This window comes from Streptosporangium sp. NPDC000095 (assembly GCF_042899335.1).
GTDB lineage: Bacteria > Actinomycetota > Actinomycetes > Streptosporangiales > Streptosporangiaceae > Streptosporangium.
In genome coordinates this window covers 161189-187132 of record NZ_JBIAZS010000007.1, presented here as the reverse complement: position 1 = coordinate 187132, position 25944 = coordinate 161189, and the positions used below count along the sequence as shown (strand labels likewise).

The 25944-nt window shown below is 70.8% G+C and carries 18 protein-coding genes; 9 read left to right on the top strand and 9 right to left on the bottom strand.

The window, feature by feature from the left end:
- Positions 1 to 4 precede the first annotated feature (4 nt).
- Entirely contained in the window at positions 5 to 1795 is a 1791-nt protein-coding gene (locus tag ACFY3V_RS18020) for an ABC transporter permease (protein WP_389774506.1), read from the top strand.
- Between the two features lie 129 nt (positions 1796 to 1924).
- Here ACFY3V_RS18020 and acnA read toward each other — a convergent pair whose 3' ends face one another.
- A complete protein-coding gene (acnA, locus tag ACFY3V_RS18015) occupies positions 1925 to 4720 on the bottom strand; it encodes an aconitate hydratase AcnA (RefSeq protein WP_362900260.1) in 2796 nt (931 codons plus the stop codon).
- A 189-nt stretch (positions 4721 to 4909) separates the two neighbouring features.
- On the bottom strand, positions 4910 to 5635 hold the full coding sequence (locus ACFY3V_RS18010; RefSeq protein WP_362900262.1) for a metal-dependent hydrolase: 726 nt from the start codon (positions 5633 to 5635) through the stop codon (positions 4910 to 4912).
- A gap of 689 nt (positions 5636 to 6324) precedes the next feature.
- Between ACFY3V_RS18010 and ACFY3V_RS18005 the strand changes: the two genes are divergently transcribed.
- Positions 6325 to 7107: a PadR family transcriptional regulator gene (locus ACFY3V_RS18005; protein ID WP_362900264.1), complete on the top strand. Its 783-nt coding sequence runs from the start codon at positions 6325 to 6327 to the stop codon at positions 7105 to 7107.
- A 7-nt stretch (positions 7108 to 7114) separates the two neighbouring features.
- A complete protein-coding gene (locus ACFY3V_RS18000; RefSeq protein ID WP_362900266.1) occupies positions 7115 to 7699 on the top strand; it encodes a DUF1707 domain-containing protein in 585 nt (194 codons plus the stop codon).
- Between the two features lie 182 nt (positions 7700 to 7881).
- On the opposite strand, the gene mug is transcribed toward ACFY3V_RS18000, so the two are convergent.
- The 4 genes from mug to ACFY3V_RS17980 form a co-directional block, all read right to left on the bottom strand.
- The gene (gene mug, locus ACFY3V_RS17995; RefSeq protein WP_362900458.1) at positions 7882 to 8376 is read right to left on the bottom strand and encodes a G/U mismatch-specific DNA glycosylase; all 495 of its coding nucleotides are present in this window, start codon (positions 8374 to 8376) and stop codon (positions 7882 to 7884) included.
- 306 nt (positions 8377 to 8682) lie between these two features.
- Positions 8683 to 11181, bottom strand: coding sequence for a polynucleotide kinase-phosphatase (locus ACFY3V_RS17990; protein ID WP_389774500.1), 2499 nt, complete (start codon positions 11179 to 11181; stop codon positions 8683 to 8685).
- A complete protein-coding gene (locus ACFY3V_RS17985; RefSeq protein WP_389774497.1) occupies positions 11174 to 13024 on the bottom strand; it encodes a 3' terminal RNA ribose 2'-O-methyltransferase Hen1 in 1851 nt (616 codons plus the stop codon). The genes ACFY3V_RS17990 and ACFY3V_RS17985 overlap by 8 nt, the downstream gene beginning before the upstream one ends.
- 219 nt (positions 13025 to 13243) lie before the next feature.
- Positions 13244 to 14167, bottom strand: coding sequence for an LLM class F420-dependent oxidoreductase (locus ACFY3V_RS17980; RefSeq protein ID WP_350946665.1), 924 nt, complete (start codon positions 14165 to 14167; stop codon positions 13244 to 13246).
- Positions 14168 to 14316: 149 nt separating this feature from the next.
- On the opposite strand from ACFY3V_RS17980, the gene ACFY3V_RS17975 reads away from it, so the two are divergent.
- The 3 genes from ACFY3V_RS17975 to ACFY3V_RS17965 all read left to right on the top strand — a co-directional run bounded on the left by ACFY3V_RS17975 (position 14317) and on the right by ACFY3V_RS17965 (position 16492).
- Positions 14317 to 15378: a hypothetical protein gene (locus ACFY3V_RS17975; protein WP_362900272.1), complete on the top strand. Its 1062-nt coding sequence runs from the start codon at positions 14317 to 14319 to the stop codon at positions 15376 to 15378.
- Between the two features lie 65 nt (positions 15379 to 15443).
- Positions 15444 to 16241: a Clp protease N-terminal domain-containing protein gene (locus ACFY3V_RS17970; protein WP_362900274.1), complete on the top strand. Its 798-nt coding sequence runs from the start codon at positions 15444 to 15446 to the stop codon at positions 16239 to 16241.
- A gap of 2 nt (positions 16242 to 16243) precedes the next feature.
- Complete coding sequence (locus tag ACFY3V_RS17965; protein WP_362900276.1) at positions 16244 to 16492, top strand: hypothetical protein; 249 nt, start codon at positions 16244 to 16246, stop codon at positions 16490 to 16492.
- 145 nt (positions 16493 to 16637) lie between these two features.
- On the opposite strand, the gene ACFY3V_RS17960 is transcribed toward ACFY3V_RS17965, so the two are convergent.
- The 3 genes from ACFY3V_RS17960 to ACFY3V_RS17950 form a co-directional block, all read right to left on the bottom strand.
- Positions 16638 to 17987, bottom strand: coding sequence for a HAMP domain-containing sensor histidine kinase (locus ACFY3V_RS17960; protein ID WP_362900460.1), 1350 nt, complete (start codon positions 17985 to 17987; stop codon positions 16638 to 16640).
- Positions 17988 to 18191: 204 nt separating this feature from the next.
- Positions 18192 to 19229, bottom strand: coding sequence for a TerC family protein (locus ACFY3V_RS17955; protein WP_350946661.1), 1038 nt, complete (start codon positions 19227 to 19229; stop codon positions 18192 to 18194).
- A gap of 283 nt (positions 19230 to 19512) precedes the next feature.
- Positions 19513 to 19755, bottom strand: a complete 243-nt coding sequence (locus ACFY3V_RS17950; protein WP_362900278.1) for a hypothetical protein — start codon at positions 19753 to 19755, stop codon at positions 19513 to 19515.
- Positions 19756 to 19915: 160 nt separating this feature from the next.
- On the opposite strand from ACFY3V_RS17950, the gene ACFY3V_RS17945 reads away from it, so the two are divergent.
- The 3 genes from ACFY3V_RS17945 (at position 19916) to ACFY3V_RS17935 (ending at position 25809) form a co-directional block, all read left to right on the top strand.
- Positions 19916 to 21145 carry a sensor histidine kinase gene (locus ACFY3V_RS17945; RefSeq protein WP_389774490.1) on the top strand — a complete coding sequence of 410 codons (1230 nt, stop codon included), beginning with the start codon at positions 19916 to 19918 and terminating at the stop codon, positions 21143 to 21145.
- 1 nt (position 21146) lies between these two features.
- Entirely contained in the window at positions 21147 to 21809 is a 663-nt protein-coding gene (locus tag ACFY3V_RS17940; protein WP_389774487.1) for a response regulator, read from the top strand.
- A 787-nt stretch (positions 21810 to 22596) separates the two neighbouring features.
- Complete coding sequence (locus ACFY3V_RS17935) at positions 22597 to 25809, top strand: FG-GAP-like repeat-containing protein (protein ID WP_389774484.1); 3213 nt, start codon at positions 22597 to 22599, stop codon at positions 25807 to 25809.
- Positions 25810 to 25944 lie beyond the last annotated feature (135 nt).

Genomic DNA, 25944 nt, shown 5'->3' with positions numbered 1-25944 from the left:
CGTCATGGGCCACATCATGCTCGTCGCGCGCCTGGTGCCGGCCGACGTGCGCCGGCACAAGGTCCAGGCCTTGATGCTCCTGCTCGCGGTCACCGTGGCCACCGCCACGATGGCCCTGGGCCTGTCCCTGCGCGGCGCGAGCAACACGCTGTACGAACAGACCCGGGCGGCCACCGCAGGGCCGGACGTGGTGGCGCTCTCCGGTGACACGGGCCCCGCAGTGACCTCGGCCCTGACCTCGCTGAAGAACGATCCCGAAGTGGTCGCCCACCACGGCCCCTACCGCATCGTCTACGCCACTCTCACCGCGCGCTCCTCCACCTCGTCCCCCGTCGTGGTGCACGGCTTCGCCGAGAGGCCCGGCACGCTCAACCGGCCGCTGGTGACCTCGGGGCAGTGGGTGCGCTCCGGCGGCGCGGTCCTCGAACGCGGCTTCGCCACCGCGCTGGACGTCGGCGTCGGCGACCGCGTCGTCATCGCCGGCCGGTCGTACCCCGTCGTCGGGATCGCTGTCACCGCGGCCACCTCCATCTACCCCGGGGCTGCGCAGATCGGCCCGTACGGTGGTCCCAGCGACCACAGCGGCCTGGCCTGGATGACCCGGTCGGATGCCCGGGCCCTGGCGTCGTCCCAGGATCTCCCGGTGACCACGGCCCTGGACCTCAAGCTGCGCGACCCGGCCGCCACCGAGGCATTCCTGGAGGCCTCCCGTGTCGCCGCCCTCGGGGTGAACATCCACTCCTGGCAGTTCACGGCCGAGCACGACATGGTCGTCCTCAGGAACAGCCGGCCGATCCTGGTCGTCGGCAGCTGGTTACTCGGTTTCCTGGCCGTCACCGGAGTGGCGGCGCTGGCCGCGGGACGCGCCGTCGAGCAGACGCGCCGGGCCGGGCTGCTCAAGGCTGTGGGCGCCGCCCCGGCTCTGATCGCCACCGTCCTGTTCACCGAGTATCTGGCACTGGCGCTGGCCGGCGACGCGCTGGGGCTGGTGATCGCCCGCCTGGCCGTGCCCGCCGTCGCCGGCCCCACCGCCGGCCGGATCGGCGACGTGGCCGGGCCCGGCGGCGCCACCGTCGCAGCGACGACCGTCCTCGCCGTGGCGGTGGCGGTGTTGTCCACGCTGCGTCCCACGCTGCGGGCCAGTCGCACGGCGACCGTCATGGCGCTGTCCGCCACCGCGCACCAGCCCCGTCACCGCCCCTGGCTCACCGCGCTGTCCGCGCTGCTGCCCACGCCGCTGCTGCTCGGGCTGCGGCTGACCGCCCGCCGGCCGGGCCGCGCCGTGCTGCAGGCGTGCTCCACCGCCACCGCGGTGATCGCGATCGTGGCCCTGCTGACCCTCTACGCCCAGCCGGAGAGAGGCTACGGTCTGGACGGCTCCTCCATCCTGCCCAACCTGCGCGGCGAGCACGACCGCCGGCTGATGCTCGCCGTCACCATCCTGGTGATCGCCCTCACCGTCGTGAACACCGTCACGTTCACCTGGACCACCGCCATGGAGGCCCGGGCGAACATGGCCGTCGCACGTGCGCTCGGCGCCACCCCCGGCCAGGTCGCCTCGGGGCTGTCCACCGCCCAGCTCCTGCCCGCGCTGGGCGGTGCCGTCGTCGGCGTCCCCGCGGGCATCGGCCTGCTCTCGCTCTTCGCCGCCGGGAACGCGGTGGACCCCCCCTTCTCCTGGCTGCTCGGTGCCACACTCGCGACTCTCCTGGCGACGGCGGCACTCACCGCCCTGCCCGCACGCCTGGCTGCCCGCCGTCCCGTGGCGCGGGCGCTCAGCGCGGAAGCGGCGTGACCGGCCCCGCTCAGCGGTGGAAGCTCTGAAAGCACGGAACCGCCCGGCGGGATGGTGTCCCACCGAGCGGTTCTCGTCCGGGGTGTGCCCCCGAGTGGGCGAGGCCGGCGTGCGGCCCCGCCCCCCTGCTCAGCTCTTGGCGAGCAGGGAGCGCAGGACGTACTGCATGATGCCCCCGTGCCGGTAGTAGTCGGCCTCTCCGGGGGTGTCGATGCGCACGATCGCCTGGAACTCCTTGTCGTCGGCCCGCACCGTCACGGTCTGCGGGACGCCACCCTCGTTGAGTGCCTCGACGCCGATGACGTCGAAGGTCTCCTCACCGGTCAGGCCCAGCGAGCTCGCCGTCTCCCCTTCGGGGAACTGCAGCGGCAGCACGCCCATGCCGATCAGGTTGGAGCGGTGGATGCGCTCGTAGGACTCCGCGATGACGGCGCGAACGCCGAGCAGGGCGGTGCCCTTTGCCGCCCAGTCGCGCGAGGAGCCCGAGCCGTACTCCTTGCCCGCGAGGACGACGAGCGGGATGCCCGCGGCCTGGTAGTTGGCCGAGGCGTCGTAGATGAAGGACTGCGGACCACCCGGGGCGGTGAAGTCGCGGGTGTAGCCGCCCTCCACGCCGTCGAGCAGCAGGTTCTTCAGCCGGATGTTCGCGAAGGTGCCGCGGATCATGACCTCGTGGTTGCCGCGGCGCGAGCCGTAGGAGTTGAAGTCCTTGACCTCGACGCCGTGTTCCTTCAGGTAGTCGGCGGCGGGGGTGCCGACCTTGATCGCGCCCGCCGGGGAGATGTGGTCGGTGGTGACCGAGTCGCCCAGCTTCGCGAGCACCCGGGCGGCGGAGATGTCGGTCACCGGCTCCGGCTTGGGAGGCATGCCCTCGAAGTAGGGGGCCTTGCGGACGTAGGTCGAGTCCGGGTCCCACTCGAAGGTGTTGCCGGTCGGGATCGGCAGCGAGCGCCAGGTCTCGTCGCCCTTGAACACGTCGGCGTAGTCGTGCAGGAACATCTCCTGGTCGATCGAGGAGGCGACGACCGCCGCGATCTCCTCGGGCGCGGGCCAGATGTCGGCGAGGAACACCGGCTCACCGTCCGAGCCCACACCCAGCGGCTCGTTGTTCAGGTCGAGATCCATGGTGCCCGCGAGGGCGTAGGCGACGACCAGCGGCGGCGAGGCCAGGTAGTTCATCTTGACGTCGGGGTTGATCCGGCCCTCGAAGTTGCGGTTGCCCGACAGCACGGCGGTGACCGCGAGGTCGTTGTCCTGGATCGCGGCGGAGATCTCCTCCTGCAGCGGGCCCGAGTTGCCGATGCAGGTGGTGCAGCCGTAGCCGACCAGGTTGAAACCGATCTTGTCGAGGTACGGCTGCAGGCCGGAGCGCTCGAAGTAGCCGGTGACGACCTGCGAGCCGGGGGCGAGGGAGGTCTTGACCCACGGCTTGCGGGTCAGGCCCTTCTCGACCGCGTTCCTGGCGAGCAGCGCGGCGCCCATCATGACGTACGGGTTGGAGGTGTTGGTGCAGCTGGTGATCGCGGCGATCGTCACCACGCCGTGGTCGATCTCGAAGTCGGTGCCGTCGGCGAGGGTGACCCGCACCACCTTGTGCGGCCGGTCGCCGTCGTGGCCGGCCGGGTTCGGCTTGTCGCCGTTGTCCTGGCGGGAGACGGCCGGGGGGTCGGAGGCGGGGAACGACTCGCCGGTCGCCTCGTCGAGCGGGCCCTGGACGCTCGAGACGTAGTCCTTGACGGCCGCGCGCCAGGCGCTCTTGGCGTCCGACAGCGCGATGCGGTCCTGGGGACGCTTGGGGCCGGCGATCGACGGGACGACCGTGGACAGGTCGAGCTCGATGTACTCGGAGAAGACCGGCTCGGCGGCCTCGGGGTCGAGCCACATGCCCTGGGCCTTGGCGTAGGCCTCGACGAGGGCGACCTGCTCGGCGGAGCGGCCGGTCAGCGTGAGGTACTCGGTCGTCTGACCGTCGATCGGGAAGATCGCGCAGGTCGAGCCGAACTCGGGGCTCATGTTGCCGATCGTGGCCCGGTTGGCCAGCGGCACGCTGGAGACTCCGTCACCGTAGAACTCCACGAACTTGCCGACGACACCGTGCTTGCGGAGCATCTCGGTGATCGTGAGGACCAGGTCGGTGGCGGTGGCTCCGGCGGGGAGCCTGCCGGTCAGCTTGAAACCGACCACGCGCGGGATGAGCATGGAGATCGGCTGGCCGAGCATCGCGGCCTCGGCCTCGATGCCGCCCACGCCCCAGCCCAGGACGCCGATGCCGTTCTCCATCGTGGTGTGGGAGTCGGTGCCGACGCAGGTGTCGGGGTACGCGGCCAGCACGGTCTCGCCGTCGATCTCGACGCTTCGCGTCATCACGACCCGGGCGAGGTGCTCGATGTTGACCTGGTGCACGATGCCGGTGCCCGGCGGGACGACCTTGAACTCGTCGAAGGCGGTCTGGCCCCAGCGCAGGAACTGGTAGCGCTCGCGGTTGCGCTCGTACTCCCGTTCGACGTTGCGCTGGAAGGAGTCGGCCCCGCCGAAGAAGTCGACGATGACCGAGTGGTCGATGACCATCTCGGCCGGGGCGAGCGGGTTGATCCTGGCCGGGTCGCCGCCCAGGTCGCGGACGGCCTCGCGCATGGTGGCCAGGTCGACGACGCACGGGACGCCGGTGAAGTCCTGCATGATCACGCGGGCCGGCGTGAACTGGATCTCCACGTTCGGGTTCGCCTTCGGGTCCCACTGGCCGATCGCGCGGATGTGGTCGGCGGTGATGTTCGCGCCGTCCTCCGTGCGGAGAAGGTTCTCCAGAAGGATCTTCAGGCTGTACGGGAGACGCCCCGAGCCCTCCACGGCGTCCAGCCGGTAGATCTCGTATTCCGCGTCACCGACGCGGAGCGTGTCACGGCTGCCAAAGCTGTTCGCGGACACGGTTCGCCTCCCTCATCACCTGATGTCTGCCGCGCCGGCACATAGGGCGCGCTTGAATCCTGCCGCACCGCCCGAGTGCCCCGAACTGTTAGGTCTGCCTAACTTCCAGGTCACCGACAGGCCGCGACAAATGTCTCGACATCAAGATATCCCTCCGGGTATCTCGACATCAAATTACCCCCAGTATGATCACTGCGGAGCGAGCCGGAGGTACAGCAGCCCGAGAACGACGACGGAAAGCACCGGGGCGAGAAACTTCTGCTCGAAGGCGCGCCCCGTCTTGATGCCGATCTTCCATGGCAGCAGCCACTTCTGCCGCATCGGCCAGAGGACCGGACATCCCTTCTCCGTACAGCAGTCACCCACGACGTGGGTGAGACATCCGATCGCGACCGCCAGCCCCAGCCAGGCGTATCCCACGTTGTCGCTGCGGAACACCACGAACAGCCCGGCCGTCATACCGATGTTGAGCATCGCCGAGGCGAACTTCTTGCCCGGGATGCCGATGCCGATCGCCCGCAGCGCGAGGCCGATGAGCAGCACCACCAGGATGTCGCGGCCGATCGGATAGGTGTTGGCCAGGTAGTGGGCACCGAAACCCGCGGCGATCGCGAAGACCAGCGAGTGGGTGGCGTTGCGATGGCCACCGGCGAGCCACGAGACCGCCTTGCTCAGCCCCCAGGTGACCGGCCCGAACGTCTGCGCGATCGTCGCGCTCGGATGGTCGAGGTCCGGCAGCATCGCGGCACCGGCGCAGACGATGGCTCCGGCGACGAACTCGGCCGGATTGAGCGCGTTCACCATGACGCCGGTCTCGATGAACCTGGACGTCTCGGTCAGCAAGGGCAGCGCGGCCAGCGCGGGCGCCACACCCAGCCAGGCGATCGCACCCGTCAGCGCATGCGTATGCCCCATCATCGGTCAAACACCCCCATCAAGATCACCCTGGGAGACTGTACGTCAAAGCCTCCCCCAGATGGAGGACCGTGCCATTGCACACCATCGGCGTGTCGCAGGGGCGGAACGGCCCCGGCACGCGAACACTGATCGTTTTCCGTCGACTCCAGGGTCGCCCGAAGGCGACGATGGCCCGTTTCGATCTCTCCGCCCCTCCACGAAAGATGACCGCCATCCGCATCTTCCTACGAATGGGGAACGGATGGAACGGGCGAACAGTGCCTGGAACGGCGATCGGGAAGCCTCGCGGCGGAGTGGTCGTTCCCATGAGGCGGGTCTCACGCGAGAAGCCCTCCGGGGAGTCTTCACCGGAGGGCGGAACACGCACCCGGGAGGGTCGCGATCAAGTACGGACATGCGAAAACGACAGACGGGACCGTTCCGTACCGAAAGCACCCCCCAGCCCTTCCGGTACGGAACGGATCCCGTCTACGTCCTTTGTAACGTGCAGGTCTCAGGACTTGTTCCAGAATCCGGCAAGAATTACGTGATCTGCCTCACTTCTACTTAGGGTAATCAAAAATCACTCTGTGTAATCATCGGACAAATCCCCTATTTCGCGACATGGGGTTGTCGTCAGAATGTTCGCGATATATCTTTGAAGCATCGAGAGCGATCAAAAGACGATCGCGGTACGGAGGTACGACATGACATCGTCGAGCGCGATGGGCGGCCCCTGGGCCGGATTCGGATCCCACGAGGTCAGGCGCGAGATGAAGCGCGCGGCCAGGGAGGCATGGCGGCAGATGGCCGCCGGATGGCACGAGGGCGGCCCGGAGCACGGCCCCCGCACGCCACACCACGGACACCACGAGGGCGGGCCGCGCGAGCACCGGCACCGCGGCCACCGCGGCGGCCCCTTCCCCTTCGGCCCCGGGTTCCCCTGGGACCTCGGCCGGGGTGGCAGGGGGGGCAGAGGCCCGTTCGGCGGGGGGCCCTTCGGCGGCGGGCCGCCGTTCGGACGCGGACGCAAGGCGAAGCGCGGCGACGTCCGCGCCGCGATCCTCGCCCTGCTCACCGAGTCCCCCCGCAACGGCTACCAGATCATCCAGGAGATCGAACGGCGCAGCGAGGGCGGCTGGAAGCCGAGCCCCGGAGCGGTCTACCCGGCCCTGCAGCAGCTCACCGACGAGGGCCTGGTCCTGGCCGAGGAGAACGAGGGCCGCAAGACCTTCAGCCTCACCGACGCCGGACGCGCCTACGTGGCCGAGCACTCCGAGGAGGTGCGCGCCCCGTGGGAGGAGATGACGCCCGAGGTCGACGACAGCACCTGGGAGCTGATGGACATCACCCGCCAGTCGGGGTTCGCCATGCTCCAGATCCTGCAGACCGGCAGTGACGCGCAGATCCGGCAGGCGAAGCAGACCCTGATCGAGACGCGCCGCAAGCTCTACCAGATCTTGGCCGACGGCGACACCGGCGAGGAGTGACCTGACCATGATCCCCCGAGACGACCTCCGCATCGGAGACGCCGAGCGCGACGTGGCGATGGAGGCCCTGCGCGAGCACTACGCGCAGGGCCGCCTGACCCGTGATGAGCTCGACGAACGCCTCGAACTGACCCTGGCCGCGCGGACCGGCGGCGAGCTGGCCCGGGTGAGCGCGGACCTTCCCGGCCCGCACGCCTGGCGGCAGGAGGAGCCCGAAGACTCCCGGGGTCCCTGGGGCGCGGGAGCCCCCTGGGGCCCCGGATCGCCCTGGGGGCCGGGCGGAGGGCCGTGGGGGCCGGACGGGCGCCGCGGGCATGCCCACTCCTGGGGCCCTCCCCGGCACGGGGGCCGCCGTCACCACCCCGGCTGGAGCCACCACCGCATGGGCCACCACCTGGGCCACCGTGGCGGGCCTCCGCTCTTCCCCCTCATGTTCCTGGTGCTGGTGGCCGGGGTGCTGATCGGTGGATTCGGGGTGCTCAAGTTCGTCTTCCTCGCCTGGCTGGTGATCGCCGTGCTGGGAATGCTCCGCCGCGGACGGGGACGCTCCGGGAGGCGCCACGACCGGATCGGCCCCCCTGCCTCGTTCTGATCTCCTCCCGGGCGCTTCCGCCCTTGCCCCGATCGGCTCCGGGCGAGCGGGCGGCCCGCCGTTCCTCGGGGCCCCTCGTACCGACCGGTACGAGGGGCCCCGACAGCCCGACAGGAAGAAGCCGCCGCGCAGCCGGCCAAACGTCTCGACTCGTAACGACCGGTACGAGGGGCTCCGGCCCGTCAGGTGAGAGACTCCCGCAGCCGCCGCATCTCCTGCGCAATCCCGTCCAGCGTCCAGTGCGCGTTCAGACCGCTCGGGTTGGGCAGCACCCACACCGCCGCGCCGCCGATCCCGGACTCCTGCGGCCCGATCACCGCCTTGGGAACGCCGAACGCCTGCCGGTAGGCGGTCACCCCCGCCACCGCCAGCACCTTCGGCCGGACCTCGGCGACCAGCCTCGCCAGCCGCTCCCCGCCCGCGCGAAACTCCTCGGCGGACAGCTCCGCCGCCCGCGCGGAGGACCGCCGCACCACGTTGGTGATGCCCAGCCCGTAGGAGGGAAGCAGGTCCTGCTCGGCCGGGGACAGCAGCCTGGGGGTGAAGCCCGAGCGGTACAGCGCGGGCCAGAAACGATTGCCCGGCCGGGCGAAGTGGTGGCCGGTGGCGGCGGAGTACAGGCCGGGATTGATCCCGCAGAACAGCACCTCCAGCGAAGGCCCGAGGACGTCCTCGATCGTCGCCTCCCCCGCCGCCTCAAGCTCGGCACGGCTCGGCCGCGCGACGGCCCGCCCTTCGGAGGGCGGGCGTCTCGCGGGCGGGGCACTCCGCTGTTTCCTGGACGGCACGATGCGAACCTAACCCATCTCCTCCCCCGCCCCGGCGGAAAAGCCGAGCGCTTCGTCCTTCTCCGGAGGAGGAGGGCTACCGGAACGCGGGGGGCAGGGGCGGGGAGACCTCGGGGGTACCCGGTCCGTGAAGCGTCACCCCCGCCCCGCTCACCCGTGACGGGAGAACCTCGGCCTTCACCCCGGACAGGGAGATCAAAGACGAGGGTCGACCGGTTCGGACTCCAGCGCCAGGACGGCGAAGACCGCCTCGTGCACCCTCCACAGCGGCTCCCCCTCGACCAGCCGGGAGAGCGCCTCAAGCCCCAGCGCGTGCTCGCGCAGGGCGAGCGAGCGCTTGCGGCCCAGGAAGCGGCGGCGCAGGACGTCCAGGCTCTCGGTGTAGTCGGGACCGTAGATGATCCGCAGGTACTCCCGCCCGCGCACCTTGATCCCGGGTTGCACCCGGCTGCGCCCGTCCGGTAGGTCCACCGGCTTGACGACCATCCCCTCGCCGCCCTCGGCGGTCAGCGCCGACCACCACGCCGTGGCCGCCTCCATCGACTCCGGCGAGGTCAGATCCACGAACACGTGCCTGGTGGGCGCGATCAGCGGGTCGTCGAGCCGGGACAGCAGGTCCAGGTGCCAGGAGTGCGGCTCCTGGACCGCGGTCGCCCGGCCCTCGCAGGCGAGGATCTGGAACGGTGCCAGGCGAAGGTCCTCCACCCCGGAGATAGGCCAGCAGTAACGCGCATATGCCTGCCTGAAACGGGCAGCGTTGCTGGAACGGCGTCGGGTGCGGTCCAACAGATCGCCCACATCCAAACCGCGCCCGGCCGCCGCTTCCAGCACGGTGACCGCCTCGGGCAGCACCGCACGGGCCGCGGCACCCACCGACGCGTACTGGCCGCGGATCAGCCCTTCGGCCTTGGCCGACCAGGGCAGCAGCTCGCAGTCGAGGGCGAGCCAGTTCGACCCCAGCTCCTCCATCAGCGGCGCGCACACCCGCCTGAGCCTGTCGACCAGTTCGGTGGTGTCGGCGAAGAACGGCCTTCCCGTACGGGTGTAGACCGTTCCGGCGGTGCCGTCGGTGATCCCGAACCGCGCCGCCGCCACCTCGGGGTCGGCGGCCAGCACGGCCACCGCCCGCGAGCCCATGTGCTTCTCCTCGCACACCACCCGGGTCACCCCGGCCGCGGCGAACTCGGCGAACGCCTCGGCCGGGTGCTCCAGGTAGCCGTCCAGGCGGGAGGTCTCCGGGGGCGCCATCGTCGGCGGCAGGTAGACCAGCCAGCGCGGATCGACCGCGAACCGGCTCATGATCTCCAGGGCCGCGGCCGAGTTCTCCTCCCGGATCTTGACGCGGCCACCGCCGTGGCGCACCTCGATGTGGTGGGTGCCCCGCACGTCGTCGACGGAGAGCAGGCCGGGGTCGCGGTGGCCGGGGGCGGTGAGCGGTTTGACCGGCTCGTACCAGACGCGCTCGGCGGGTACCGAGACGATCTCCCGCTCCGGGTAGCGCAGCGCGGTCAGCCTCCCGCCGAAGACCACCCCGGTGTCCAGGCAGAGCGTGTTGTTGATCCACTCGGGCTCGGGAACCGGCGTGTGACCGTAGACGACCATGGCCAGGCCCCGGTACTCGCGTGCCCAGGGGTAGCGCACCGGCAGGCCGTACTCGTCGGTCTCACCGGTGGTGTCGCCGTACAGCGCGAAGGAGCGGACCCTGCCCGAGGCTCGGCCGTGGTAGGCCTCCTTGAGCCCGGCGTGGGCGACGACGAGCCTGCCCCCGTCGAGCTGGTAGTGGCTGATCAGCCCGTCCATGAAGGCGAGCGCCTCGCGCCTGAACTCCTCCGGCTCGGCGGCCAGCTGGTCCAGCGACTCCTGAAGGCCGTGGGCCACCCTGACCTTGCGGCCGTTGAGCGCGCGGGCCAGCTTCTGCTCGTGGTTGCCCGACACGCACAGCGCGGTCCCGGCCGCGACCATGCCCATGACCAGCCGGAGCACGCCCGGCGAGTCGGGCCCCCGGTCCACCAGGTCGCCGACGAACACCGCCGTCCTGCCCTCGGGGTGCACGGCCCCCGCGCCGCCGGGCTCGATCTTCCAGCCGAGGTCGCGCAGCAGCGCCTCCAATTCGGCGCGGCAGCCGTGCACGTCGCCGATGATGTCGAACGGGCCGGTCAGCTCACGCCTGTCGGTCCACGCCTTCTCGGTGACGACCGTGGCGGCCTCGATCTCCTCGGCCCCGCGCAGCACGTGGACCCGGCGGAAGCCGTCGCGCGAGATCCTGCTCATGGACCGGCGCAGCTCCTTGCGCTGCCTGACGACCACGCGCGCCCCGAAGTCCCTGTCGGGCCTGGTCTCGTTGCGCGCGACCGCCAGATCCTCCGGCACGTCCAGGACGATCGCGTCGACCAGCACGTTGTGCGACTTCGCGAGCTCGACCAGCTGCTTGCGCGCCTCCCACTGGACGTTCGTGGCGTCCACGACCGTGAGCAGCCCGCGCCGCAGCCGGGTGCCGACGATGTAGTGGAGCACGTCGAAGGCGTCGGGGGTGGCGGCCTGGTCGTTCTCGTCGTCGGCGACCAGGCCCCGGCAGAAGTCGGAGGAGATCACCTGGGTCGGCGCGAAGTGCCTGGCGGCGAAGGTCGACTTGCCGCTGCCGGACACCCCCACGAGCACGACCAGCGACATCTCCGGTACGGCGATCTCAGTCATCTCCACCTCCCGCGTCTCCCGCGTCTCCCGTGCCCGCGCGCCCATCCGTGTCCGCGCTCACGGGACCTCTCACGCTCGTATGGCCCGCAGCGCCTCCGACGCTCACGAACCCGTCCGTGCCCGCGGAACCTTCGGTGCCTCCGGAACCGCCCGACGCGCCCGCGAGGCCGAACAGGGCCATCTGGGTGGGTGGGCCCACCTCGGGGTCGTCGTCGCCGATCGGCAGGAAGTCGACGCGGTAGCCGTACTCGCCGCACACCTTCGCCGCCCACGCGCGGAACTCGGCGCGAGTCCATTCGAAGCGGTGGTCGGGGTGGCGCATGCCGTCCAGGGACTCGTAGCGGACGTTGTGCTCGACGTTGGGGGTCGTGACGATCACGTGCCCCGGCCGCGCCGCTCCGAAGACCACCCGCTCCAGCGCGTCCAGGCGCGGTGGATCGACGTGCTCGACGACCTCCATCAGCACCGCGGCGTCGTATCCGGCGAACCGGGCGTCGGTGTAGGTGAGCGCTCCCTGGAACAGTTCCAGCCGCTCTCGCCGTCGCTCCGGCATCCGGTCGAGTTTCAGCCGCCTGGCCGCGAACGCCAGCGCCCGGGAGGACACGTCCACCCCGGTCACCCTGGTGAAGCGGGGCCGTTCGAGCAGCGCCCCGACCAGCCGGCCGGAACCGCAGCCGAGATCGATGACGGTGCCCGCGTCCAGCCTTTCCAGGGTGGCGAGCACGGCCTCCAGACGCAGGGTGTTCAACGGGCGCCTGACGGCGTCGGCGGGCGCGGAACCTTCCTGTGAGGCCCCACGCGCGGGACCGCTCCGCCCGGCGTACTCCTTCGCGGCGGGGTCCTCCCCCGAGGAACGTTCCGCAGCGGAGCCCTCCTCGACGGCCCTCTCCTCGGCAGTGTCCTCCCCGTCCTCCCTGTCCTCCCTGTCCTCCCCGTCCTCCCTGTCCTCTCCGTCCTCCCTGTCCTCCCCGTCCTCCCTGCCCTCCCCGTCCTCTCTGTCCTCCCTGTCCTCCCCGTCTTTCCCGTCTTTCCCGGCGTGATCCTCTGTGGCGAGCTCGGCCGCGGGGTCCTCCTCGACCGGGGGTTCGAGGTCCTCCTCCACGTCGTCGCCGATCTCGGCGAGGCGGGCGAAGGCCGTACGGGTGAGGGCCCAGCGGCGGCCGAGGTAGCGGCGGGTGATCAGACCCCGGTCGGGGTGGGAGGCCAGCCACGACCCGCCCGCCCTGATCAGCTTGTCCACCTCGTCGGGGGCCACCCAGTAGTGCTTGGCGTCGTCGAGCACGGGAAGCAGCACGTAGAGCTGGTTGAGCGCGTCGGCCAGGCGGACCTCACCGCGCAGCACCAGCCGCACGTAGCGCGAGTCGCCCCACTCGGGAAACTCCTCGTCGAGCGGGAGTGCGGTCGCCTCGACCCGCCAGCCCAGCGGCTCGAACAACCGGTGCGCGAGCCCGGGACCGCCCCTGCACGGCAGCACGGGCAAGGTGATCTCCAGTGGGATCGGCCCGGCGGCCAGCTCGGGACGGCTCGCACAGCGCCCGGTGCGCGCCGTGCGGAACACGTCGGCCAGCGCCACGGCGAGCAGCGACGAGGCGGCGTAGGGCCGGTCGTTGACGTACTGACCCAGCGTGTAGTCGGGCGTGGCGCGGTCGCGCGAGCGCACCAGGCGGATCGGGTCGACGTCGAGCATCAGCGCGGCCGTGCAACGCTCCTCGCCCGCCTCGGGGTAGAGGACACGTGCCACGCCGTACGACTGCCCGAACTCCTGGACCCGGCCGGGATGCTTGTGCAGCAGGAAGCCGAGGTCCGTGGCGGGCCGCACGGTGGTGGAGATCGTCAGTAACACCCGGCCCAGTGTGCCGCACGCCCTCCTGGACGGCCATCGGTTAACGGCGGGCCGACCCGCCCGTGAACGGCGCGCACCCCATCTCCTGTGAGCCGTGCCCCGCCCCGCTCCGGCCGGTCCGCCGGTGACGCGGTGACCTCTGGCGACAGGAAGGAACGGGAAAGGGGGACCCCGTCCACGGGCGGTGACGTGGATGTGGACGACGCGAAGGCCGGTGACCTACACGCGGAACAGGATCTCGTCCGCGATGAGTTCAAGGTGGTCGAGATCGTCCAGGTCCAGCACCTGCAGGTAGATCCGCTCGGCGCCCAGCTCGGCGAACCGGCCGATCTTCTCGATGACCTCGGCGGGGGTGCCCGCCAGGCCCGCCGCCCGCAGCGCGGCGAGGTCCTGCCCGGTCGCCGCGGCCCGCCGTTCGATCTCCGCGTCGTCGGAGCCGACGCAGACGGTCTGCGCCACGGACAGGAGCACCGGCTCCCTGCCCTCCGCCTCACACGCCTTCCTGACCCGGTCGAAGGCCTCCGAGGTGTCCTCGGGAGTGCGGAACGGCACGTTGTACTCGTCGGCGAACCGGGCGACCAGACGTGGGGTGCGCCTGGCGCCGGTGCCGCCGATGATGATCGGCGGCTTCGGGCTCTGCGCGGGCTTGGGCAGCGCGGGCGAGTCGGCCAGCCTGTAGTGGGCGCCCTCGAAGGAGAAGGTCTCGCCCACCGGCGTGGTCCAGAGCCCGACCAGTATCTCCAGCTGCTCCTCGAACCGCCCGAACCGCTCGCCGACCGGCGGGAACGGGATGCCGTACGCGATGTGCTCGGCGTCGTACCAGCCGGTGCCCAGGCCCAGCTCGACCCGCCCGCGGCTCATCTGGTCGACCTGGGCCACACTGATCGCGAGCGGGCCCGGCAGCCGGAAGGTGACCGGCGTGACCATGGTGCCGAGACGGATCGTGGAGGTGTCCCTGGCCAGGCCCGCCAGGGTCGTCCAGGCGTCGGTGGAGCCGGCCCCCGCCTCGCCGGGGCCGATCCGCATGTAGTGGTCGGAGCGGAAGAAGGCGTCGAACCCCAGCCGCTCCGCGGCCAGCGCTACCGCCAGCAACTCGTCGTAGGTGGCACCCTGCTGCGGTTCAGTGAAGATCCTCAACTTCATGAGAGCCATTATCCGGGCACTCCGGACGGCATCCGTTGAAAGCCCGCGCCGTGGCGGGAACGCTTGCTAACGTTCTGGCCTCTGACGCAACGGGTAGCGGGCCGACGACTCACAGCGATCGTCCCCCTGGCCGTCGAGGAGGGGATCACATGTCTGTGGCGACCGAACGCCCCGGCACCCGCAGGACCCGCGAGCCCGGCACTCCACCCCGGCCCCTCGTGGTGCTCGCCTCGATCGCGCTCGCCGCGGGCACCGGGGCCGCGGTCTGGCTGCTGCCCTCCAGAGCGCACGGCGAGTGGGCCGTCGTCGGGCAGGCCGGGCCGAGTGCGACGTCCTCGGGGCCGGTCTCGCGGCCGACGGCCACGCCGTCGCCCGCACCTGCCGTCGTCCGCCCGTCGGGCTTCGTGACCTTCGTGGACGCGGCCCGCGGGCCGCGTTTCAACCTGTCGAGGGAGGTGCGGAGGGGCCACGTGCGCTGGTTCACGCTGGGCCACCTCACCGCCGGGCAGAAAGGCTGCGTGCCCAGGTGGGGAGGGCTCGGGGCGCGGGTCGGCGACCCGCTCGCCGATCGGCTCGCCCCGCTGCGCGCCGCGGGCGGGAACGCGGGAATCGCCTTCGGCGGCCCCGAGGGGCGCGAGCTCGCCGCGGCCTGCTCCGATCCGGCCAGGCTCACCGCCGCCTACCGCCGGGCGATCGGCGTCTTCGGTGCCACCTACATCGACTTCGAGGTCTCCGGCCCCGGGGATGACGCCGTCGTGCTGCGGCGGGCCAGGGCGATCGCGGCCCTGCAGCGCGAGGCCGCCCGCGAGGGCCGTTCCCTCACAGTGAGCTTCACCCTCCCGATCACGAGAGCGGGCCTGTCCCCTGGCGACCAGGAGATGCTCCGGGCCACCCGGTCGGCGGGCGCCGAGATCGCCGCCGTCAACCTCCTGGCACCCCTCGGCACCGCCCCGGTCACCGAGAGCCGCCTGCGCCCGATCGCCTCGGCCGTCCGTGCCGCGCATCCGCAGATAGCCCGTTCCCTGGGCGAGAGCACCGCCTGGCATCGGATCGCCCTCACGCCCGTGCTCGCCAGGTCCGGCGACCTCACCCGGCTGGAGGCCCGCAGGCTCGCCGCCTTCAGCAGCCGCAACCATCTGGCGTGGCTCTCCGCCAGGGGCGCGGCCCTCTCCCCCGGCATCGCCAGGTTCCTCATCGGCGCGACGCGCTAGACAGGCGCCCCCTTTGGGGTTATGAATGGGTTATAACCCTTCTCTAACCCCAAAGGGGCGACCTGATGCCGAAGATCAATGTCTACCTGCCGGACGAGCTGGCCGAGGCGGTGAAGAAGGCGGGGGTGCCGGTCTCCGCCGTCTGCCAGCGGGCTCTGGAACAGGCGGTACGGCGAGTGACCGCCATCCGCGAGACGGCGCTCGGCGCCTCCGGCCTCGACGACCTGACGGCGCGCCTCACCCACTTCACCCCGCGGGCCCGGGAGGTGGTGAAGCTCTCGGTGGAGCAGGCGAGGGCACTGGGCGCGACGGAGGTCGGCACCGAGCACCTGCTGGGCGGCATGCTCGCCGAAGGAGGCAATCTAGCGCTCCAGGTTCTCGGTGCCCTGGAGATCGACCCCGAGGAGGTGCGGCGGCGCCTGGACCGGCTCGGCCTCGACGCCCCGGCCCCTGTCGCCGAGACCACCTCCTCCGGCTCCTCCGAGACCCTCGCCTTCGGCGGGCCCGCGGCGGCGGCCCTGGAGATGACCGTCACCGAGGCCACCTCGCTCGGCCACAACTACGTCGGCTGCGAGCACCTGCTCCTCGGGCTGGTCGCGGAACCGGACGGTGCGGCCGGGCGCATCCTGCGGGAACTGGGCGCCGAGCACCGGCTGACCCGCCACGCGGTCTCGGCCGCACTCGCCGGATACGTCCACCTGAGAGCACAGACCCGGGCCACCACCGCTCCCCCGGTCACTCCCCCGGTCCTGCCCGCCGACGCGGCGAGCGCCCTGTCGGCGGCCGTACGCGAGGAGCTGCGCCCCGTCCTGCTCAGGCTCGAACGACTGGAGGAGCGCCTCGGCCCGGCGGACGAGGCGTAGTCGTGGACACGCCCACCCACGCGACCGCGTCTCCGTCCGTGTCTCCGTCCGCGGCCACCCCCCGTGCCGTGCACCCGGTCCTCTGCCTGGCCGCGGGCGTGATCGCACGGCTGGTCACGGGGGTGACCGTCGGCGTGCTCGTGGGGATGGGTTCCGGCGTGCTCGCCGGGGTGCCGGCGGGCATGATCGCGGGCATGCTCGTGCGCCTCCCGTACGCGGAGAGGGCACGGCACCGAAGATCCCTTCGATGACCGGCCGACCGACATCGCTCACACCTGCTCACACCTGGCGGGATGCTCGCAACTCCACACCCGTCCTCCCACGAGCCAACGGAGTGACACCGTCGAAGGGCCGTTGCCCGGAGCGGGGCGAAGGATCATCGGTGCCCCGGGATCGCTACCCGCTCTCCTCGGGGTCGCGGATGGGGATCCTGGCCACGAAGCGCGCGCCGCGTTCGGAGTCCTCGATGGTCAGCGTCCCGCCGTGGCGCTCGGCGATCCCTCTGGCGATCGCGAGGCCGAGTCCGGTGCCTCCCTGGTCCTTGGTGCGGGCGGCCTCCAGCCGCGCGAAGCGCTGGAACACGTACTCCCGCTGGTCGGGAGAGATCCCGGGCCCGTCGTCGCCGACCTCCAGCACGGCGTCGTCCCCCTCCCGGCGGACCGAGACCGTGACCGTGGAGGTGGCGTGCCGCTCGGCGTTGTCCAGGAGGTTGGCGATCAGCCGGGCGAGCTGGAGCCGGTCCGCGGTGACCACCACGTCCGGTTGGGGGTCGGTCACGACCCTCGCCCGGCGGACACGGCGAGCGAGTTCGGAATCGGCCAGTTCACTCAGGTCCACCCGTTCCCCCAAGTCGACGCCGCCGGCGTCGACCCGGGCGAGTTCGAGCAGGTTCGTGACGATCGCCTGCAGCCGGTGGAGGCTGTCCAGGAGGGCGTCCGCCGTGGCGGGCCAGTCGGCCTCCTCCGGATGCAGCAGCGCCTCCTCCACCTGGGCGCGCATCGCGGTGATGGGACTGCGCAGATCGTGGGAGGCGTCGTAGGCGAAACGCCGTTCCCGCTGAAGCGCCGCCTCCAGCCGATCCAGGGTCTGGTTCACGATCTCGGCCAGCTGCCGGATCTCGTCGTGGTGCTCGGGCACCGGCACTCGGCGGCCCAGGTCGGTCGAGGTGATCTCGGCCAGCTCGGTGCGCATCGCCTCGATGGGGACGAGGGTCTTGCCGACCGTGCGGTAGGTGCCGACCGCCGTGACTCCGACCAGCAGCGCGGATCCGCCCAGCAGCGCGGCCAGCAGGAAATGGTGAACGTACGGCGGGACGACGGGCTCGGCGCCGTAGATGATCCAGTGGCCTCCGTGCGCGTGGACCCGCAGGCCCACGACGATCACGCACGCGTCGGGGTTCGGCGTGCCACAGACGACCCCGCCCTTCGGCGAGAACTCCTCCGGGGGGACGAAGGAGGCCATCCGCGGCTTGCCGGTCATCCGGGAGTTCGCCGCCACGACCCGGCCGGTCGGTCCCACCACCTGGAGGGCCACGATGCCCAGGTCGGGGAGCACCGGGGGCAGCCGGTCGCGCAGGAGGAGAGGAAGCACGCGCAGCTTCACCCGAAGGATTCGGTCGGCACGGTCCTCCGTCGCGTCCTGGTGGGCGCCCACCAGGATCAACGCGCAGAAGGTCGCGCACATCAGTGCCATCACGACAGCGGCCAGCACCGTCATCCGGGCCCGCACGGACCAGTCGCGCCGCATGTTCACCGTCCTCCATCCCTGACGATCACGCTAAACGCGTGCCGCGTGAGGAAGCGGCGACCACCGGGCAAGGAGGCGCAAACTGTGAATCAAGAGAACGGAGCGGACGGGAAGACACGGTCGCCGTCCCCGAAAAACCCACGACGGCCACGCTCGGACCGAGGTCCGAGCGTGGCCGTCGTGGAGACGGACCGGGCGGTACGCCTAGGGTTTCGGCCCCGGCTGGGGTTCTCGTTCGGCAGGTGAGGGGACGGGCTTCGGGTCGCGGCGGTTGGCGTACATGCTCGTGATCGTGACGATGGCCAGGACCCCGATGATGACCCCCAGCGAGAGCGGGGTGGGAATCTCCGGGACCCACGACCAGACACCGTGCGCCCAGTGCAGGACGAGCTTGATCCCGATGAAGGCCAGGATGATGCTGAGCCCGTGGTTCAGGTGCCGCAGCTTCGCCAGGACGCCCTGGAGCACGAAGTAGAGCGCCCGCAGGCCCATCAGGGCGAAGGCGTTGGTGGCGAAGACGATGAACGGGTCCTCGGTCACGCCGTACACGGCGGGCACCGAGTCGACCGCGAAGACGATGTCGGTGGCGAAGACGGCCACGATGGCCAACGCCAGCGGAGTCAGGGCCCGGCGGCCGTCCTGGCGAACAACCAGGTGGGAGCCGTGGTAGTCGTTGGTGACCGGCATGAAGCGCCGCAGCAGCCGCACCGAGCGCATGGATGAGACGTCGACCTTGTGCTCCTCCCCGCTCAGCGCGTCCTTGAAGATCTTCCATGCGGTGAAGAGCAGGATCCCGCCGAAGAGCAGGAAAGCCCACGTGCCGCTCTGCAGGACGGCCGCCCCCAGCGCGATGAAGATCGCGCGCAGCACCAGCGCCCCGACGATGCCGTACAGCAGGACTCGCTGGGCCAGCGCGGGCGGGACCGCGAAGGCGGACAGCAGCAGCATGAACACGAACAGGTTGTCCACCGACAGCGACTTCTCCACCACGTATCCGGTGAAGAACTCCACCGCCACCCCGGACCCGAAGGCCCCCCACACGTAGAAGCCGAAGATCAGAGGCAACACCAGGTAGAAGACCGACCAGCCCACCGCCTCGCGCATCCGCACCTCGTGCGGGCGCCGGGTGATCATGAAGTCCACGGCCAGCAGCAATATCAGGGCGGCTACGGTGATCGCCCACAGTTGCGGCGAACCGATGGTTTCAAGACTGGCTACCGACAGGACTGTCTCAGCGGACATGACCCTCCTCGAACGCGCGCTCGGCTGTTCGAGGTCTCCTTCGCCTGTTTTCGCAGGCGGCCGCCCGGGGCCGTTATGAAACGTCCGTATTGACCGGGTCGGCTCTTGGGAAGTACTCCCCTCGTCGTCCTAGGTTAGACCGTTTCTCGAGCGGTGCTCTACCCCGGGGTTCGCGCGACCCCTGCGCCACCCGGATTTTCGGGCCGGCAGGAAACCCCACCCGCCGAGGGCGCGACGAGCCGCCTCGGAGGGCCGGGGGCCGTCGTCTCCCCGCTCCGCGCGGTCATCCGCGGCCTCGCCGGGTGACCGCGTCACCGGCCGCGCCCACCGCGAGGCCGAGGACGATCATGATGACGTAGCTGTAGATCTCGTAACCGCCGGGGGCGAGGAACCGGACGAATCCCATGAGATGAATCCAGCCGAACCACTCGTGCAGAAGGCCGCTCGCGCCGCCGACGACGAGGACGAAGCAGATCAGGCCGGACAGTGCCGCCAGGGGGGACTTCGGCGGGGTGGTGGAGGTCATGACCCCGACGGTAGGCGCGCGGTGCCCGGCTCGGGATCGGGCCGAGGATGGCCGGGCGGTGACCAAGGATGGCCGTCGGCGGGCCCTTCGGTGGTACTTAAGTATCCGGTCGCGGCGCGAACGCGAGGGCGCGGGCGAGGGCCGCGTAAATTCCTGGAGTATGCGCCGCATCCACCGCACCCGCCGCGACTGGGTCACCGACGTGGCGCTGTTCCTCTTCGCCGCCTGTTTCGCCGCCGTCAGCTCGCAGTCCATACCGGTCCCCGAGACCCTCGACCCCGTGTGGCGGGACGTCGACCAGGTGGTCGGCGGACTGGGGTGCGCCGCGACGCTGTTGCGGCGGAGATGGCCGGTACCGCTCGCGGTGGTGCTGCTGGTGGCGGGCACCTGGGCGCACTACCTGACCGGTCCGGCGATGGTGGCGGTGTTCACGGTGGCCGCGACCCGTCCGTGGCGGGTCACCGCGTGGGTGGCGGCGCTGGCCTTCGCACCGCTGCCCGTCTTCCTGTGGCAGATGGCGGAGCTGTCCGGGGAACGTACGGGATCGGCGCTGACGTACTTCGCGCTGATCGCCGGGGCGATCGGGTGGGGACTGTTCCGGCGCTCCCGGCAGCAGCTGATCGCCTCGCTGCGAGAGCGCGCGGAGCTGGCCGAGGCGGACGCGGAGTTGCGGGCCGAATGGGCACGGCGGGAGACGCGGGAGGAGATCGCCCGCGAGATGCACGACGTGCTCGGCCACCGGCTGTCACTGCTGAGCGTGCACGCCGGAGCGCTGGAGTTCAACCCGGGCGCGCCCCGGGAGGAGATCGCGCGGGCCGCCGGGGTGATCCGGGAGAGCGCCCACCTCGCCCTGCGCGACCTGCGCGAGGTGATCGGGATACTGCGGGCCGGGCCGGACGAGGGCGAGCGACCGCAGCCGGAACTCGCGGACCTGGCCCGGCTGGTGGCGGAGGCACGGGCGACGGGCGGCCGGATCGAGCTGACCGGGCCGCCGGACGGGCGGATACCGCCGCCCGTGGTGGGGCGCACGGCGTACCGGATCGTGCAGGAGGCGCTGACCAACGCGCGCAAGCACGCGCCCGGCGCGGCGGTGACGGTGGAGGTGAGCGGGTCCCCTGACGGCCGGCTCACGGTGGAGGTCCGCAACGCACCGCCACCGGGACCGGCTTCGGTCCGTGGCCTGGGTGAGGGCGGAGACGGGAGCAACAGGGGCGGGAGCGCGGGCGGGCAGGGGTTGATCGGACTCGCCGAACGGGCCAGGCTGGCGGGCGGCGAGCTGACGGCCGGCCCCGCCGACGGCGGGTTCCTGGTCCACGCCTGGCTGCCCTGGTCCACGACGGGCGTCGCGTCCCCCGCGTACCGGAGTTCCGCGAGCGGGAAGGGGGAATGAGGTGATCCGCGTCCTGCTCGTCGACGACGACGCGATCGTACGGGCCGGGCTGCGCCTGATGCTGGGTGGCGCCCCGGACATCGAGATCGTCGCGGAGGCCGCCGACGGGTCCGAGGTGCCCGCCCTGGTCGCCGCGCACGGTCCCGACCTGGTGCTGATGGACATCCGGATGCCGGGCGTCGACGGGCTGGCCGCCACCGAGAGGCTCCGGGCCGGGCCCGGCGCCCCGGAGGTGCTGGTCCTGACCACCTTCCACACCGACGCGCACGTGCTGCGGGCACTACGCGCCGGCGCGGCCGGGTTCCTCCTCAAGGACACCCCGCCGCAGGACATCGTGACGGCCATCCGGACGGTGTCCGCCGGAGATCCGGTGCTCTCCCCCGCCGTCACCCGCCGGCTCATCGAGCAGGTGGCGGACGGCTCGGGGCAGGGCGACCGGGCCGCCGCCGCCCGTGCCCGGCTGGCGCTGCTGGCCGAACGGGAGCGACAGGTGGCCCTCGCGGTCGGACGCGGCCGCTCCAACGCCGAGATCGCGCGGGAGCTGCGTCTGGCGCTGCCGACGGTGAAGACGCACGTGTCGCGGATCCTGACCCGGCTGGATCTCAACAACCGGGTCCAGATCGCCCTCCTGGTCCACGACGCGGGCGCGTCGGAGCACCTGTGAGACCGCCGCCGGTCAGAGCCTGGATCGACTCGCCGACCAGCAGCGCCACACACTCCACGTGGTGGATCATCGGGACCACATCGAATTCACGTCGCCCCGGCTCACCCGAAGGGCGAAACCCCACCTCGGCCGTGTTCGTTCGCCTGGGCCGATTCTCCGTCCAACGGTTCGCCCTCGCATGAACACAATGCCCGCACCGAAGGCCGGTCGACCTGCACGGCTCCGGCGAGTCACCGAAAAGCCGGCTCCGATGTCCCGCATGCGATGAGAACGGATTGCATAACGGGACGTCGGTTCAACGGTCGCCACACCCAAAGGACGCGCGGCTCGTTCACCGCGTGAAATGAATTCCCACGCCATCTCGGCATTCATTTCATCTGGCGACCGAAACGGTCTGGCCACACTCTTTCAACACACTGGAAACATGATCACCAAGTGCGATCGAACAGCGACTCGGCGCGAGATCACAGCCATTGGCGCTCTTTGTCACTCCCTAAAAAAATAAATTGTTCACCCGGCGTACATCAAATGGCATTTTTGTCACGGTTGTGTGTGGGTTCAAGAGAAATGGAGAGGCTGCGGAAGGAGGTCGTCTCCGCCCGTCCACCGCCGGCGGGGCCGCGGTCGTCGATGCGCCTCGTCCCGCACCCGCGACCAACGTGACCGGAAGCGGAGCCTCACATGCCCTGCGCCGGGCGCGGGCCCTGACCGCCCAGTATCCCGGCAAGCATCTTTGATCGACCCACCCGCTCGGCGAGCCGCCGGCGGATGAACAGGTGGAGGGACCGTGCCCGCATCCCGCGGCAGGATGTTCACCCGACCAAGAGGAAGAGGCAGGGTCCTGACGACCCTGCTGGTCACCCTGTCACTGCTGCTCCAGGTGGGTTTCCAGCCCACCGCGAAGGCCGCGACCACGGTGTCGATGGAATTCGACCTCCCCCAGGGGGCCGAGCGTACCGAGATCGACGAGTGGGTCGACACAATAAACGACCGCGACGGCCTGCTCAGCGACGCCATCAAAGAGGAATGGCTGAACAACAGGGGGTCCTTGCCGGTTACGGTACTGGGCGACTGGGTCGACTTCGACGGAACCATCGCGGTGAGGGGTTCCAAACTCGCGTTCACGCTGGAGAGTGACATCGCGCTCAGCGAGGTGTCCCCGTGGGGGGCCCTCGGCATCGCCATCGCCGGTGTGGCGGTCTACTTCTCCATCCTAATTACCTGCACGTTGTTCTTCCTTCCCGAATCGGGTCCGCTGGCGCCTCTCGCCAGCGCGGCATGCTCAGGGATAGCGACGTTCCTTTCGGTTTTCGCCAGAGGGGCGCTCACGATCGCCTTCGAGGACAACCCCGATCCGGACGCCTGGTGGAACCTCCTCATCACCTCTTTCGTCCTCGGCGCGGCCGCGGCTGTATGGGAGGGCTACTTCGCGCCCGCCCTCAACACCTCCGGAGCGCAGTGGTTCTCGAACATGGCGCGAAATGTGCGGGATGCCGGCAGGAACATAAAGTCCTGGTGGTGGGCGGGCAACCTCGGCCTGGCCATGGAAAACGTGGGCGGAACCATTCAACACAACGTCCCGCGGTACATGGATGCGATCGAGCGCGCCGCCCTGCGGCGCGGCGCGCCCCCCGAGCTCCTGCGGGTGATGCCGCTGGGCGACTCCATCACCCACGGTGTCGGCGGGACTCCTGGCGGCGTCGGTTATCGAGGCCGCCTGTGGGACCTGTTGCAGGACGACGCGAACGCGATCGACTTCGTCGGCTCCGTGGACTCCGGGCACGGCAACATCCCCGACACCGACCACGAAGGCCATCCCAGCTGGCGGATCAGCCGGCTCGACAGCCTCGCGTCCGAGTGCGTGATCGCCCGCTACCGGCCCAACGTCGTCGTGTTGCACATCGGGACCAACGACCTGGCGAACGACGAGGAGCCCGAAACGGCCCACATCCGCCTCAGCAGGCTGGTCGACAGGATCACGGACATCGCGCCGCTCACCACGGTCCTCGTCTCCAGCCTCGTGCCGGCGAAGGACGAGTGGGACAACACGCTGATCGCGAGGTACAACGTCAGGCTGCCGACCATCGTCAACAACCTCCGCGCCGAGGGCAAGCGAGTCCGTCTGGTCAACAACGGCGCTCTCGGGGTCACCACGGCCGACCTGGCCGACTCGCTGCACCCCAACAACGACGGCTACCGCAAGATGGCCAACGCCTACCACAACGCGATCAAGGCCGCGATGAACGAGGGTCTGATCATGCCCGCGCTTCCCGGCGACAACCGGCCGTGCACCCCGGCACCGGCCAACCCGCCGCCACCGCCCCCCACGGGCCCCGCTCCCGCAGGCTGGAACTACGTCGGCAAGATCGCCTCGGTTCCCGACGCGAGCCGTGCGCAGGTCCGTTTCGCCGACCTGAACGGCGACGGCCGCGACGACTACCTCCTGGTCGGCGAGCAGGGCCAGGTCAAGGCCTGGCTCAACAACCGCGCCGGTCAGGGCGGCGGCTGGAACTACATCGGCGAGATCGCCACCGGAGCGGCCCCCCGCCAGCAGGTGCGATTCGCGGACGTGAACGGCGACGGCCGCGACGACTACCTCTCGGTCGGCGACCGGGGCCAGGTCTCGATGTGGCGCAACGCCGGCACCGGAAACGCCGTCAGCTGGGTGGCTCAGGGCGTGGTCGCCACGGATGTCGGCGCGACGCGTGACCAGGTGCGGTTCGCCGACGTCGACGTCGACGGCCGCGACGACTACCTGGTGGTCGACGACCAGGGCCGGGTGCGCGCCTGGCTGAACCAGTTCACCGGCGGCGGCGTGGCGTGGTCGTACCAGGGCGAGATCGCCTCGGGCGTCGGCGCCACCCGTGACCAGGTACGATTCCACGACTTCGACGGTGACGGCCGCGACGACTACCTGGTGTTCGACGACACGGGCTATACCAAGGCCTGGCTGAACAACGTCGGCGGTAACCGGCCGTGGATCTACCAAGGCGCCGTTGTCGGTGGCGTGGGCGCCTCCCGCGACGATGTGGTCATAGCGGACATCGACGGGAACGGCCGCGACGACTACCTGACCGTCAACGCCGCAGGCGAGGTCGCGGCCTGGCTGAACGAACGCTGGGGCCGTGCCGACCCCTGGGACTACCAGGGTCAGATCGCCTCCACCGACGCGCCCCGCCAGGAGGTCAGGTTCGCCGACCTGAACGGCGACGGCCGCGACGACTACCTTCTGGTGAAGGACAACGGCAGGGTGGAGGCCTGGCTGAACGTCCGGGAGGCCGATCGCGTCGGCTGGAACTTCCGCGGCGTGGTCGCGTCCGGATCGGGTCCGCGCGACCACATCCGCTTCGCCGACCTGAACGGCGACAACCGCGACGACTACCTCGTGGTCGGCGACCAGGGCCAGGTCGACGCCTGGTTCAACAGCGGCACCGGTGATGCCGTCGCCTGGACGAGCAAGGGCCGGCTCGCCTCGGGCTCCGCCTCCCGCGACCAGATCAGGTTCGCCGACCTCGACGGCGACAACCGCGACGACTACCTCGTGGTCGACGACCAGGGCAGGGTCCGGCTCTGGCGCAACACCGGCACCCGCGATGCCGTCTCCTGGGTCAGTCAGGGCGAGGCCGCCTCCGGCGTCGGCGCGACCGGTCCCACGGTGACCTTCGCCGACGTCAACGGCGACCGCCGTGACGACTACCTGGTCCTCGGCGACCACGGCCAGATCCGCGCGTGGATCAACAACCGGGGCGGCTCCGGGTCGGCCTGGCTGTCGGCCGGCGAGGTCGCCTCCGGCGTCGGCGTGGCCCGCACGAACATCGGCCTGGCCGAGATCAACGGTGACCGCCGGGCCGACTACCTCGTCCACGACAGCCGGGGCGGTGTGAAGGCCTGGTTCAACAACGGCGCCGGCACGACCGGCACGACCGGCCCCATGCCGAACGACCCCCAACCGCCGCCGCCGGGGGGCCTGCCGCTCTGCGTGGCCAACCGATGCTGGTGATCTGAGACGCCCTGATCGATCCAGAGCGGAACCGGAACTCGCATCACGGGCTTCGCCGGAGACCGTTCCGGCGAAGCCCTGCGGCTGCCGGCCGTAACGCACGGCCGGCAGCCGCGACGGCCGGGGCGGAAGGGC

Excerpts from the sequence above, each read along its gene's own strand:
- ACFY3V_RS18020 (WP_389774506.1), top strand. The coding sequence starts at position 5 with ATGGGCCACATCATGCTCGTCGCGCGCCTGGTGCCGGCCGACGTGCGC.
- ACFY3V_RS18010 (WP_362900262.1), bottom strand. The coding sequence starts at position 5,635 with ATGGGGCATACGCATGCGCTGACGGGTGCGATCGCCTGGCTGGGTGTG.
- ACFY3V_RS18005 (WP_362900264.1), top strand. The coding sequence starts at position 6,325 with ATGACATCGTCGAGCGCGATGGGCGGCCCCTGGGCCGGATTCGGATCC.
- ACFY3V_RS18000 (WP_362900266.1), top strand. The coding sequence starts at position 7,115 with ATGATCCCCCGAGACGACCTCCGCATCGGAGACGCCGAGCGCGACGTG.
- ACFY3V_RS17990 (WP_389774500.1), bottom strand. The coding sequence starts at position 11,181 with ATGACTGAGATCGCCGTACCGGAGATGTCGCTGGTCGTGCTCGTGGGG.
- ACFY3V_RS17980 (WP_350946665.1), bottom strand. The coding sequence starts at position 14,167 with ATGAAGTTGAGGATCTTCACTGAACCGCAGCAGGGTGCCACCTACGAC.
- ACFY3V_RS17975 (WP_362900272.1), top strand. The coding sequence starts at position 14,317 with ATGTCTGTGGCGACCGAACGCCCCGGCACCCGCAGGACCCGCGAGCCC.
- ACFY3V_RS17970 (WP_362900274.1), top strand. The coding sequence starts at position 15,444 with ATGCCGAAGATCAATGTCTACCTGCCGGACGAGCTGGCCGAGGCGGTG.
- ACFY3V_RS17960 (WP_362900460.1), bottom strand. The coding sequence starts at position 17,987 with ATGCGGCGCGACTGGTCCGTGCGGGCCCGGATGACGGTGCTGGCCGCT.
- ACFY3V_RS17955 (WP_350946661.1), bottom strand. The coding sequence starts at position 19,229 with ATGTCCGCTGAGACAGTCCTGTCGGTAGCCAGTCTTGAAACCATCGGT.
- ACFY3V_RS17950 (WP_362900278.1), bottom strand. The coding sequence starts at position 19,755 with ATGACCTCCACCACCCCGCCGAAGTCCCCCCTGGCGGCACTGTCCGGC.
- ACFY3V_RS17945 (WP_389774490.1), top strand. The coding sequence starts at position 19,916 with ATGCGCCGCATCCACCGCACCCGCCGCGACTGGGTCACCGACGTGGCG.